This window comes from Pantoea sp. SGAir0418 (genome assembly GCF_043529865.1).
The window spans coordinates 1,158,905-1,171,957 of record NZ_CP027911.1 but is presented as its reverse complement, the minus strand read 5'-3'; the positions used below and the strand labels follow the sequence as shown (position 1 = coordinate 1,171,957).

Genomic DNA, 13,053 nt, shown 5'->3' with positions numbered 1-13,053 from the left:
ATTATATAACTTTCATGAGGATGAATATGGCAACCTTTTCATAAGACTACAATTGCAATAAAGATAAATCATAACAATAATGAGGTGACTCCATGAATGACCAAAAGTTTATTAGTGAGCTTTTTTTAGAGAACAGTCAATTTATTTTGGTTGGTTTAACAGGCAGAACTGGTTCTGGCTGCACAACAACAGCTAACATATTGGAAGGCAAGGAAATATCATTCCCAGAGATTAATAGCCTAAATGGATTTTATAGTGGGCTGGATTTGAATCGTTACTCAATAGTAAAGGATTTCGCTGAAAACCATTGGGAGAACTTTTATTCAATTAAAGTAAGCGATCTTATTTCTATTTATTTACTCGTTTTGCCCAGCACAAAATTATTACAATTTATTCAGAGCTGTGCAAATGCAGCATCAAAGAAATCAGTTTTAGACTTAGTAAAAAATGGAGTTTTGTCAAAAAGCTTACTAAAAACAAACTATCTTGGGGTGTTACGTAACTTGTTAGATCATAACAATGATATTGATTTCGCAGATAGGAGAAATGTCACTTTTATTAGAATACTGCAGTTAGTAAGAAAATTCACACGAGATTTAAAACACGAACTTAATTCAATTGAATCTGGATTATATGTTGCCTTGTATCAATCTGCAGGAAAATCTATTCGAAGGATAGGGAGAGTTGATGCAAGTTATAATACTGAAAATTTTGTTCCAAATTCGGTATTTCATTTACCTGAAACTATAAATCGAGTAATAAAGCTAATTAGAAAAGTAAAGAACAATAAAGCCTATATTGTTATCGACGCAATCCGAAATCCTTATGAAGCTAAATTTTTCAAAGATCGCTATGCTGCATTTCATTTAATTTCTATAAATGCTCCAGATGAACATAGAACAAAATACCTACAAAGATTACATAAATTCTCTGCCGAACAAATAAAAAAAATCGATGACGAAGAATCAGGTAAAGGAACGGGGGAATATAATCATCTCACAAACCCAAACGTTAAAAAGTGCATTGAGATTTCTGATATTCACCTTTTCAATCCAAAGAATGAATTTGATAACAATAATGTATTAAAAGCTCAGATTGCCTGGTATATATCCCTCATGCAGCACCCAGGCCTGATATCACCCACTTCAATGGAGCGAGTAATGCAGGTTGCATGTTCTGTAAAGTTAAACTCAGGCTGCATATCACGTCAAGTGGGAGCTGTAGTGACAGATGACAATAATTCAATAAAATCAGTTGGTTGGAATGATGTAGCGAAAGGCCAAATTCCTTGTGCTATGAGATCTATTGATGGATTACTTAATGATTTTGACATAAACCAATATAGTGAATATGAGAGAAACAATCAAAAATTTAGAGAGAAGGCCAAAGACCTTCTCATTAAGTTCAAACCAATAAATATAAAAAATGAAATATTTAAAGGAAGAACAATTTCATATTGTTTTAAAGACATACATAATAGTATAGATAATAAAAGCAACCAAGTTCATACACGAGCTTTACATGCTGAAGAGAATGCTTTTTTACAATTAGTAAAATATGGCAACTCGGGGATTGAAGGTGGGAAATTATATACCACAGCCAGTCCATGTGAATTATGCGCCAAGAAAGCATATCAACTTGGTATATCTGAAGTGATATTCATTGATCCATACCCTGGAATTACTCAGGATCATATAATCAATATAGGGTCTACTCCTCCAAAGTTAGTACAATTTAGAGGGGCAATAGGTAAATCATACCATCGTCTTTATGAACAAGTTATACCCATAAAAGATGAACTAGACTATATGTTGAAATAAAAAAAAGCCTGCTGATGCAGGCTTAACATTAATTGAATAATTTAACTACAGAGATAATCACTCCCACTCAATCGTCGCGGGCGGTTTACCTGAAATATCATAAACCACGCGTGAAATGCCGTTCACTTCGTTGATGATGCGGTTGGAGACGCGGCCGAGGAAGTCGTACGGCAGGTGCGCCCAGTGAGCCGTCATGAAGTCGATGGTTTCGACAGCACGCAGGGAAACCACCCAGTCGTATTTACGCCCATCGCCCATCACGCCGACGGAGCGCACCGGCAGGAACACGGTAAAGGCCTGGCTGACTTTGTTGTACAGATCGGCTTTGCGCAGCTCTTCGATAAAGATGGCATCGGCACGGCGCAGCAGGTCGCAGTACTCTTTCTTCACTTCACCCAGTACGCGCACGCCCAGGCCCGGGCCCGGGAAGGGATGGCGGTACAGCATGTCGTAAGGCAGGCCGAGTTCCAGACCGATTTTACGCACTTCATCTTTGAACAGCTCTTTCAGCGGCTCAACCAGGCCCATCTTCATCTCTTTCGGCAGACCGCCCACGTTGTGGTGCGATTTGATCACGTGCGCTTTACCGGTAGCTGAAGCCGCCGACTCAATCACGTCCGGATAGATGGTGCCCTGCGCCAGCCATTTCACGTCGGTCAGCTTCAGTGCTTCTTCGTCGAACACTTCCACGAACACGCGGCCGATGATTTTACGTTTGGCTTCCGGATCGTTCTCGCCCGCCAGCGCGTCGAGGAAGCGCCCTTCTGCCGCAACGTGCACGATGTTCAGACCAAAGTGGTCGCCGAACATGTCCATCACCTGCTCAGCTTCATTCAGACGCAGCAGTCCATTATCGACGAACACACAGGTCAGGCGCTCGCCAATCGCGCGGTGCAGCAGCATCGCGGTCACGGACGAGTCCACGCCGCCGGACAGGCCGAGAATCACACGGTCTTCACCCACCTGCTCACGGATGCGCTCTACCGCATCTTCGATGATTTTGGCTGGCGTCCACAGCGCTTCACAGCCGCAGATGTCGCGCACAAAACGCTCCAGCATGCGCAGGCCCTGACGGGTGTGCGTCACTTCCGGGTGGAACTGCACGCCGTAGAAACGCTTCTCTTCGTTAGCCATGATGGCAAACGGGCAGCTTTCGGTGCTGGCAACCGTCACGAAGTCTGCCGGGATCGCCGTGACTTTGTCACCGTGGCTCATCCACACGTCTAGCAGCGGTTTGCCCGCCGCGCTGATGGCATCTTCGATATCACGCACCAGCGCGCTCGGGGTTGTCACTTCAACCTGCGCGTAACCAAATTCACGCTCGTTCGAGCCTTCAACCTTACCGCCCAGCTGCATCGCCATGGTCTGCATGCCGTAGCACACGCCCAGCACCGGCACACCAGCGTTGAACACATATTCCGGCGCGCGCGGGCTGTTGTGCTCGGTGGTGCTTTCCGGGCCACCGGACAGGATGATGCCGTTCGGGTTGAACTGGCGGATTTGCTCTTCGGTGACATCCCACGCCCAGAGTTCGCAGTAGACGCCCAGCTCACGCACGCGGCGCGCGACCAGCTGCGTATACTGAGAACCAAAATCGAGGATCAAAATACGATGTTTATGAATATTTTCAGTCGTCATTGAGGCGTTTCCATTGGGATGGACTTAATAATAAAAGCGCCCGGCTGGAGCCGGGCGGGAAATCTTACGGGATTATGAACCCATGCGGTAGTTCGGTGACTCTTTGGTAATGGTCACATCGTGCACGTGGCTTTCGTTGATGCCGGCGCCGCTGATGCGCACGAACTCGGCTTTGGTGCGCAGATCGTCGATGGTCGGGCAACCGGTCAGGCCCATGCAGGAGCGCAGGCCGCCCATCTGCTGGTGCACGATCTCTTTCAGGCGGCCTTTATAGGCAACGCGCCCTTCGATACCTTCCGGCACCAGTTTGTCGGCGGCGTTATCGCTCTGGAAGTAACGGTCAGACGAGCCTTTGGACATCGCGCCCAGTGAACCCATCCCGCGGTAGGATTTGAACGCACGGCCCTGGTAGAGCTCGATTTCGCCCGGCGATTCTTCGGTACCGGCCAGCATTGAGCCAACCATTACCGCCGACGCACCCGCGGCGATGGCTTTGGCGATGTCGCCAGAGAAACGGATACCGCCGTCAGCGATGACCGGAATACCGGTACCTTCCAGCGCTTCAACCGCGTCGGATACCGCCGTGATCTGCGGTACGCCAACGCCGGTAACGATACGGGTAGTACAGATGGAGCCCGGGCCGATGCCCACTTTCACCGCACTCACGCCCGCGTTAGCCAGCGCCAGTGCGCCTGCACCGGTCGCCACGTTGCCGCCGATGATTTCGAGGTCCGGATATTTTGCGCGGGTTTCACGGATACGCTGCAGCACGCCTTCGGAGTGGCCGTGCGAGGAGTCGATCAGCAGTACGTCAACGCCCGCAGCGACCAGCGCATCAACGCGCTCTTCGTTGCCGGCACCGGCACCCACCGCGGCACCGACGCGCAGACGACCCTGCGCATCTTTACAGGCGTTGGGTTTACGCTCAGCTTTCTGGAAATCTTTAACGGTAATCATGCCCAGCAGGTGGAAGCTGTCGTCAACAACCAGCGCTTTCTCGACGCGTTTTTCGTGCATTTTCTGCAGCACGACTTCACGCGCTTCACCCTCTTTCACCGTCACCAGGCGCTCTTTCGGCGTCATGACCGCGGTCACCGGCAGCGTCATATCGGTCACGAAGCGCACGTCACGACCGGTAATGATGCCCACCAGCTCGTTGTCGGCGTTAACCACCGGGTAACCGGCGAAGCCGTTACGTTCGGTCAGCTCTTTTACCTCGGCCAGCGTGGTGGTTGGCAGCACGGTCTGTGGCTCCGTTACGACGCCGCTTTCGTGTTTTTTCACCTTGCGAACTTCATCCGCCTGGCGCTCAATCGACATGTTTTTGTGGATAAAGCCCAGACCGCCTTCCTGCGCCAGCGCAATCGCCAGACCGGCTTCGGTCACGGTGTCCATCGCTGCAGACAGCATAGGAATGTTGAGACGGATGTTTTTGGTCAGCTGGGTGCTGAGATCGGCCGTGTTGGGTAAAACAGTGGAGTGAGCGGGAACGAGCAGGACGTCGTCAAATGTGAGGGCTTCTTTCGCGATTCTTAACATTGCAATATCTCCACCTGGGGCGTTTAAAACAGATAAAATATTGCCGCGGCATTATACAGGCCGAAATCGGTTGCCTCCAGTGTTTTTTCGGAAAAAGTCTTGATCCTCCGGGGCAGGCATGTAGTATCGGTTAATTAACCCTCTGATTTGAAATTTGATCCTCATCACATGTCGCTACCGCCAACCGCCAATATTTTTACTGTCAGCCGCCTGAACACCACGGTGCGCCAACTGCTGGAAAATGAGATGGGCCTGGTGTGGCTCAGCGCTGAAATTTCCAATTTCACCCAGCCCGCTTCCGGTCACTGGTACTTCACCCTGAAGGACGATGGCGCGCAGGTGCGCTGTGCCATGTTCCGCAACAGCAATCGACGCGTCAGCTTTCGCCCGCAGCACGGTCAGCAGGTGCTGGTGCGCGCCAGCATCACGCTGTATGAGCCGCGCGGCGACTATCAGCTGATTATCGAAAGCATGCATCCGGCCGGTGAAGGGCTGCTGCAGCAACAGTTTGAGCAGCTGAAAGCCCGGCTGGCGGCGGAGGGGCTGTTCGACCAGCAGTTTAAACAACCGCTGCCGGAGCCGGCGCGCCAGGTGGGCGTGATCACCTCCGCCACCGGCGCGGCATTACACGACGTGCTGCGCGTGCTGCATCGCCGTGATCCCTCGCTGCCGGTGGTGATCTATCCGACCGCAGTGCAAGGCGTTGATGCGCCCGCCGCCATCGTGCGCGCCATCGAGCTGGCCAACCAGCGTGACGAGTGCGACGTGCTGATCGTCGGGCGCGGCGGCGGTTCACTGGAAGATCTGTGGAGTTTTAACGACGAGCGCGTGGCGCGGGCCATCTTTGCCAGCCGCCTGCCAATCGTCAGCGCCGTTGGGCATGAAACCGATGTGACCATCGCCGACTTTGTTGCCGATCTGCGCGCGCCGACGCCTTCTGCCGCTGCCGAACTGGTGAGCCGCAACCAGATCGAGCTGCTGCGCCGTTTGCAGTCTCAGCAGCAGCGCATGGAGATGGCGATGGATTATTACGTGGCGCAGCAGCAGCGCCGCTTCACCCGGCTGCAGCATCGTCTGCAACAGCAGCATCCGCAGCTGCGCCTGGCACGCCAGCAAACCACGCTGATTCAGCTGCAGCGACGTCTGCAGGAAGCGGCCGACCAGCGGCTGCGCCTGGCGCATCGCCAGCAGGATCGCCTGCTGCAGCGCCTGCAATCCCAGCAGCCGCAGGGACGTATTCTGCGCGCTCAGCAACAGTTACAGCAGTGGCACTACCGGCTGCAGCAGGGCATGGAAAAACAGCTCAATCACAGCCGGCAGCGTTTTGGTACGCTGGCAGCACAGCTGGAAGGCGTGAGTCCGCTGGCGACGCTGGCGCGCGGCTTTAGCGTCACCACCGATGCTCAGGGCCAGGTGGTGAAAAAGACCCGTCAGCTGCATACCGGCGATCTGCTGCGTACCCGGCTGGATGATGGCTGGGTGGAGAGTCAGGTGACGGCGTTACAACCACAGAAGACGCGCAGCCGTAAGGCGTGATAATCTTTTCAGCCGCATAAATGATTGATAACCCCCGTAAATCGCGCGGGCTGCAGACGCAGCGGCGCGCGATTGATAAGCGGGTCTATACTTTCTGACATACCCATCCGTCAGGGAGTCCGACATGCCTTACAGCGTTATTCCTCCGTACATTCTGCGAAACATCATCGATAACTGTTCCGGCGCACAGCAGGATTACGCGCGGCGCACCCTCACCCACGTGCAACAGCTGATGGCGGAACATCCTCACACCGCCAGCGCAGCCAGCACCGCGCAGCCCGGCAGTGTTTTGCGTGCTATCTACGACGCGGGTAATACGCAAAATCTGCCCGGCACCTTGATCCGTGAGGAAGGCCAGCCCGGTAACGGTGACGTCGCCGCCGACGAAGCCTGGAACTATCTCGGCATCACTTATGATTTTTACTGGCAGATCTACCAGCGCAACTCGCTGGACAACAAAGGCCTGAAACTGGATGGCACCGTGCATTACGGCAGGGAATACCAGAACGCCTTCTGGAATGGCCAGCAGATGGTATTTGGCGACGGCGACGGTGAGATCTTCAATCGCTTTACCATTGCCATTGATGTGGTCGCGCACGAGCTGACGCACGGCGTGACCGAAACCGAAGCCGGGCTGATTTACTTCCAGCAGGCGGGTGCGCTCAACGAATCGATGTCCGATGTGTTTGGCTCGCTGGTGAAGCAGTATCACCTCAGGCAAAGCGCCGATCAGGCCGACTGGATCATCGGCGAAGGGCTGCTGGCGGCAGGTATTAAGGGCAGCGGCCTGCGCTCTATGTCCGCGCCCGGTACCGCCTATGATGATCCGCTGCTCGGCAAAGATCCGCAGCCTGCCGATATGGATCACTATATCGACACGCGCGAAGACAACGGCGGCGTGCATCTTAACTCCGGCATACCCAATCGCGCCTTCTATCTGGCAGCGACCGCGCTGGGCGGCTTTGCCTGGGAACGGGCCGGTCAGGCATGGTACGACACGCTGTGTGATAAGGAACTGCCACAGGATGCCGATTTCAGCACCTTTGCGCGCTTTACCGTGCAGCATGCCGCAAAACGTTTTGATAACACGGTGGCACAGGCGATTCAGTCCGCGTGGCACGAGGTAGGTGTAAGGTGAATATTCAGCTGACCGATGACGCCATCATTGAGCTGGCGCGTGAAGGCGGCATTGCATTTATCCCCGGCCTGCGCAGCGAGCGGCGATTTGCGCTGGCGCAGCTGCCGGAACCGCAAAAGCAGCGCGTGTGCAACGTGCTGGAGCAGGCGCTGCCGCTCGGCGAGCCGGAGGAACAGGCCGCCAGTATCGGGCGCGGCGACCAGCGCTATTTTCGCATCCAGATAAGCTACGCGACCCACCGCGAAGCCGGAACGATTGTGATTCTGATTCCGGAAAACGTTGCGCCTCCTGAACTGCAGGCGCTGTGGCGCGATGGCGAAGAATAACTTAGACAGTTCCCACAGCATCGCCGTAACTAACTGACTATACTGGATAACGTGGCTAGCTAGTCCACATCAAAGAAAATACCCTTAGATGAGGTCTCTGCTATGACACAAACCAAGCAACGAGGCGGTGCCGGGAACTTTGCAGAGGACCCGGAGCGCGCCAGGGAAGCCGGTAGCGCGGGCGGCAAAGTCAGTGGGGGCAATTTCAGGAACGATCCTGAGAGAGCCAGGGAAGCTGGAAGAAAAGGAGGTCAAAAAAGCCGTCGCCCCTCTAAGCAGAAGTAAGTAAGGATCCTTACAGGAAGGAGTACGCCACGGAAGGTTAATAAAAAAGGCCGACATCATGATGTCGGCCTTTCTTTTACTGCGGCTTACTTGCTGTCGGGCAGCGCGTAAGCAATCACGTAATCACCGCGATCCGGTGACTGACGCGCACCGCCTGCGGAGATCAGGATGTACTGTTTGCCGGTTTTCGGCGAAACATAGCTGATTGGTCCGCCCTGGCTGCCCACCGGCAGACGTGCTTTCCACACTTCTTTACCGGTTGAGCTGTCGAAGGCGCGCAGGTAGTAATCCTGGGTGCCGGCAATAAATACCAGACCGCCCTGCGTTGCCAGCGTACCGCCCAGCGTCGGCATACCGACCGGCATCTGCGCATGCATTTTGATACCAAACGGACCGGTATCCTGCACCGTACCAACCGGCACCTGCCACACAATCTGACGGGTCTTCATGTCGATGGCCGACAGCGTACCGAACGGCGGTGCCTGACACGGAATGCCCAGCGGCGACATGAAGCGGTTTTTGTTTACTGCGTACGGCGTGCCTTTCAGCGGTACCGCACCCATGCCGGTGTTGATGGCTTCACCGCCGTTGCTGGCAGCCGATTTGGTGGTGTCCTGCGGAATCATCTGCACCCACAGGCCGAGACGCATATCGTTAACGAACATGTACTGGTTGTTCGGATCGAACGAGATGCTGCCCCAGTTCATGCCACCGAGCGAGCCCGGGAAGCTGAGCGAAACATCGGTGTCCGGCACGGTGAACAGGCCGTCATAACGCATGCCTTTAAAAGCAATACGGCAAGCCAGCTGGTCAAACGGCGTAGCACCCCACATGTCTGACTCGGTCAGCTTCTGATTGCCAATGTTTGGCATTTCTACCGAGTGCGGCTGAGTTTTGGTGTACTGCTCGTTCGGGATATGGCCCTGCGGCATCGGCAGCTCTTCAACTTTGGTTAAAGGCTTGCCGGTCAGGCGATCCAGCACCCAGATCATGCCGGTTTTCCCGCCGATCACCACCGCAGGTTTGGTGGTGCCGTCCTTCATCGGGAAGTCCACCAGGCTCGGCTGCATTGGCAGGTCGAAGTCCCACAGGTCATTGTGGACCGTCTGATACACCCACTTCTCTTTACCGGTGGTGGCATCCAGCGCCAGCACCGACGCGCCATATTTGTGATCCAGCGCGGTACGGTTGGCACCCCACAGGTCCACCGACGAGCTGCCCATCGGCAGGAACACGGTGTTCATCGCCGGATCGTAAGAGATTGGCGCCCATGAGTTTGGCGTGCTGCGGGTGTAATCCTGACCCGGCATCAGCACGGCATTCGGATCTTCGTTGCCCGGGTCAAACGCCCAGCGCATCTGGCCGGTGATGACGTCGAAGCCACGCAGAACGCCGCCAGGCATGTCTGTCTGGACGTTATCCGCGACGCGACCACCCACCACGACCGTGGTGCCTGCCACCTGCGGCGGCGAGGTCAGCTGATACTGCGGGTCCGGCGCGCTGCCAAGACCTTGCTTCAGATCGACCACGCCGTGGTTACCGAAGTTTTCACACAGTTCACCGTTATCGGCGTTGATGGCAATCAGACGCGCATCGATGGTATTCATCAGGATGCGACGCTGGCAGCTATCGCCCGCCGCCAGCGTTACCGCTGGCACCGGCGTGGAGCCCGGCTGCGTTGGCTGCTGTACCGGTTTGGTGGCATCAAAGTACGCCAGACCACGGCAGCGGTTCCACACCTGCGCCTGCGCATTGATTTCGCGCTTCCAGATCTGCTTACCGCTGTCGGCTTCCACCGCAATCACGTTGTTGTGCGGCGTACACAGATACAGGGTATTACCCACCTGCAGTGGCGTTTCCTGATCTTCTGCACCGTTACCGGTCGGGCTGATCGGCGTGTCGCCGGTATGGAACGTCCAGGCAACCTGCAAGTCTTTCACGTTGTCGCGGGTAATCTGGTCGATAGCGGCAAAACGGTCACCCTGCGGCGTACGGCCGTAGCTGCTCCAGTCCTGCTGCGGTTTGCTTTTATCTACCGGGATCAGCGGCAGCTGCTTGCCGGTGAAAGCCACAGTCGGATGCGGCTGGAACATCTGGACAAAGGTGACCACCATACCAACGGCAATCACCGCCGACAGCGCATACGAAAGCTTCGCCAGCGAGGCCTTGCCCTCACGCTTACGCAGCGCCGGCCAGGTAATAAACGCCAGCACCATCAGGCCGGCCGGCACCATCAGGCGCGACACCAGCGGCCAGAACTGCCAGCCAGCATCGTACAGCGCCCAAATCAGCGTACCGGCGAAGACCAGAATGAACAGCGTAACCGCCGAGGATTTACGGCGAAAGAACTGAATCGCCGACAGTAACATGACGATACCGGCAATGAGGAAGTACCAGCTGCCGCCCAGGGCCACCAGTTTACCGCCACCGATCGCGAAGAACAGGCCGATCGCCAGCAGGACCAGCCCGAATAACACGGACCAGAGACTCAACCCTTTACCGGGACGAGCGGAATTTTCTGCCATAACACAAACTCTCCTGAAAAAATAACGCGTGGCGGCCGGAATGCGGGAGCTGCCGGTCAATGTCCTCCTGACTGAGCAGGGACAGGAAGTTATCCGTTACGCTTTATTTTATATCTGTTGGTACGGGAGCTACGCCCGTTATGCAGCGCTTGTGAGCGAGGCCGCAGGATCAACATCCGCTGGCATTCGCGACAAGGCGGGCAGGATTGTACCATCCGGTACAATTAAAAGTGAACATCCATAACGCGGTAGTTACTGGGCAATAGCATTTTTGCTACAAACGCAGCGCGAAGCGAGCAGCCAGCGCCACTTCGCGCTATCGCAACCCCTCATTCCCTGACGTCTTCCGGGTGATAATGCACGCGTCTGCTGGAGATCAGGCCGTGACCGTGGGTACAGAAATAATCTATGGCACCGCACGCTTTCAGCACCTGTAGCGGCTGCTGGCAGTCGGGACAGCAGGCCAGTGCGGTGAAATGACGCTGGCAGTGCGGGCAGTCGAAGCGTTGCTCGCTGTAAGTGAGCGGTTGCTGACAGTGAGGGCATGGGGTGAGCATGATGACTCCGGGATCGTGGCTGAGGATCGTGATAAAACCGGATGTTACGCCAAAAAAAGAGGGCCCATCCGGGCCCTCATCATGTTTAGCGTTTGTTTTTCTTCAGATGCGATATCAGACGCTTACGCTTACGCTGCTGGGTTGGCGTCAGCAGGTTACGTTTGCCCGCATACGGGTTATCGCCCTCTTTGAACTGGATGCGAATCGGCGTTCCCATCACGTTCAGCGAGCGGCGGAAGTAGTTCATCAGGTAACGCTTGTAGGAATCCGGCAGATCCTTCACCTGATTACCGTGAATCACCACAATCGGCGGGTTATAACCACCGGCATGCGCGTATTTGAGTTTCACGCGGCGGCCACGCACCAGCGGCGGCTGATGGTCGTCAGCAGCCATGTTCATGATACGCGTCAGCATGGAGGTATTTACGCGTTTGGTCGAGCAGTCGTACGCTTCGGTCACGGATTCAAACAGGTTGCCCACGCCGCTGCCGTGCAGTGCCGAGATAAAGTGCACACGCGCGAAGTCGATAAAGCCGAGACGGAAGTCCAGCGTCTCTTTCACTTCATCTTTAATCTCCTGCGACAGGCCATCCCACTTGTTGACCACAATCACCAGTGAGCGCCCACTATTCAGGATAAAGCCGAGCAGCGACAGGTCCTGATCGGAAATGCCCGCGCGCGCGTCAATCACCAGCATCACCACGTTGGCATCTTCAATCGCCTGCAGCGTTTTGATGACGGAGAATTTTTCCACCGTATCAGTGATTTTGCCGCGCTTACGCACGCCCGCGGTATCAATCAGAATGTACTCGCGGTCATCACGCTCCATCGGAATGTAGATGCTGTCGCGCGTGGTGCCCGGCATGTCGTACACAACCACACGGTCTTCACCGAGGATACGGTTGGTGAGCGTTGACTTACCTACGTTCGGACGCCCGACAATCGCCAGTTTGATCGGCAGACCGGTCGGATCGAAGGCTTCTTCCTCTTCTTCCTCCAGCGCTTCACCGTTCTCTTCGGCGGCTAACGCGGCCCAGTAGGCTTCGTTTTCGTCCTCTTCGCTGACTTCCCGCGGCGCGATGTCATCCATCCACGGCAGCAGCGCGGTTTCCAGCAGGCTGGTGACGCCACGACCGTGCGACGCGGCAATCGGGTGAATCTCACCCAGGCCGAGCGCGTAGAAGTCCAGCACCGCAGCATCCGGATCGAGACCGTCAGTTTTGTTGGCAACGAGGAATGTCGCTTTATCGCGCGAACGCAGATGATTGGCGATCTGCTGATCCGCCGGCATGACGCCAGCGCGCGCATCGACTAAAAACAGCACCACATCGGCCTCTTCAATCGCCAGCAGCGACTGCTCCGCCATGCGGTTTTCCACGCCTTCCTCGGTGCCATCAATACCGCCGGTATCGATAACAATAAATTCGCGCCCTTCCACTTCGGCGCGACCATATTTGCGATCGCGAGTCAGTCCAGGGAAATCGGCCACTAACGCATCACGTGTGCGCGTTAAGCGGTTAAACAGCGTGGATTTCCCCACATTGGGACGCCCAACCAGCGCGACCACAGGTACCATAACACTTGCCTCAGTTTTAAAAATAAATCGCCCGAATGGCGTGATTATAACGGCATTTGCCGTCAGGTTCAGGCCGCAGGCGCCAAGAATATCATGCCTGACTAAAAACAGAA

General features: G+C 55.0%; 10 protein-coding genes. 5 read left to right on the top strand and 5 right to left on the bottom strand.

Features of this window, described 5'->3' with window-relative positions:
* Positions 1–92: 92 nt before the first annotated feature.
* Positions 93–1,820: an anti-phage dCTP deaminase gene (locus C1N84_RS05235; RefSeq protein WP_394541778.1), complete on the top strand. Its 1,728-nt coding sequence runs from the start codon at positions 93–95 to the stop codon at positions 1,818–1,820.
* A gap of 57 nt (positions 1,821–1,877) precedes the next feature.
* Here C1N84_RS05235 and guaA read toward each other — a convergent pair whose 3' ends face one another.
* The gene (gene guaA / locus C1N84_RS05230; protein WP_021506569.1) at positions 1,878–3,458 is read right to left on the bottom strand and encodes a glutamine-hydrolyzing GMP synthase; all 1,581 of its coding nucleotides are present in this window, start codon (positions 3,456–3,458) and stop codon (positions 1,878–1,880) included.
* A 72-nt stretch (positions 3,459–3,530) separates the two neighbouring features.
* On the bottom strand, positions 3,531–4,997 hold the full coding sequence (guaB, locus tag C1N84_RS05225) for an IMP dehydrogenase (protein WP_021506568.1): 1,467 nt from the start codon (positions 4,995–4,997) through the stop codon (positions 3,531–3,533).
* Positions 4,998–5,165: 168 nt separating this feature from the next.
* On the opposite strand from guaB, the gene xseA reads away from it, so the two are divergent.
* The 4 genes from xseA (at position 5,166) to C1N84_RS05205 (ending at position 8,282) form a co-directional block, all read left to right on the top strand.
* Positions 5,166–6,533: an exodeoxyribonuclease VII large subunit gene (gene xseA, locus C1N84_RS05220; RefSeq protein WP_058770878.1), complete on the top strand. Its 1,368-nt coding sequence runs from the start codon at positions 5,166–5,168 to the stop codon at positions 6,531–6,533.
* A 124-nt stretch (positions 6,534–6,657) separates the two neighbouring features.
* Positions 6,658–7,671, top strand: coding sequence for a M4 family metallopeptidase (locus C1N84_RS05215; RefSeq protein WP_059011394.1), 1,014 nt, complete (start codon positions 6,658–6,660; stop codon positions 7,669–7,671).
* Positions 7,668–7,997, top strand: a complete 330-nt coding sequence (locus C1N84_RS05210; RefSeq protein WP_021314501.1) for a protealysin inhibitor emfourin — start codon at positions 7,668–7,670, stop codon at positions 7,995–7,997. Before C1N84_RS05215 ends, C1N84_RS05210 begins: the two co-directional genes overlap by 4 nt.
* A gap of 102 nt (positions 7,998–8,099) precedes the next feature.
* On the top strand, positions 8,100–8,282 hold the full coding sequence (locus C1N84_RS05205; protein WP_071813581.1) for a con-10 family general stress protein: 183 nt from the start codon (positions 8,100–8,102) through the stop codon (positions 8,280–8,282).
* Between the two features lie 86 nt (positions 8,283–8,368).
* Here C1N84_RS05205 and C1N84_RS05200 read toward each other — a convergent pair whose 3' ends face one another.
* From C1N84_RS05200 to der, 3 genes are all read right to left on the bottom strand, one after another.
* Entirely contained in the window at positions 8,369–10,807 is a 2,439-nt protein-coding gene (locus C1N84_RS05200) for a glucose/quinate/shikimate family membrane-bound PQQ-dependent dehydrogenase (protein WP_021506565.1), read from the bottom strand.
* Between the two features lie 329 nt (positions 10,808–11,136).
* Positions 11,137–11,364 carry a zinc ribbon domain-containing protein gene (locus C1N84_RS05195; RefSeq protein WP_264442216.1) on the bottom strand — a complete coding sequence of 76 codons (228 nt, stop codon included), beginning with the start codon at positions 11,362–11,364 and terminating at the stop codon, positions 11,137–11,139.
* A gap of 85 nt (positions 11,365–11,449) precedes the next feature.
* On the bottom strand, positions 11,450–12,940 hold the full coding sequence (gene der / locus C1N84_RS05190; protein ID WP_021506563.1) for a ribosome biogenesis GTPase Der: 1,491 nt from the start codon (positions 12,938–12,940) through the stop codon (positions 11,450–11,452).
* Positions 12,941–13,053 lie beyond the last annotated feature (113 nt).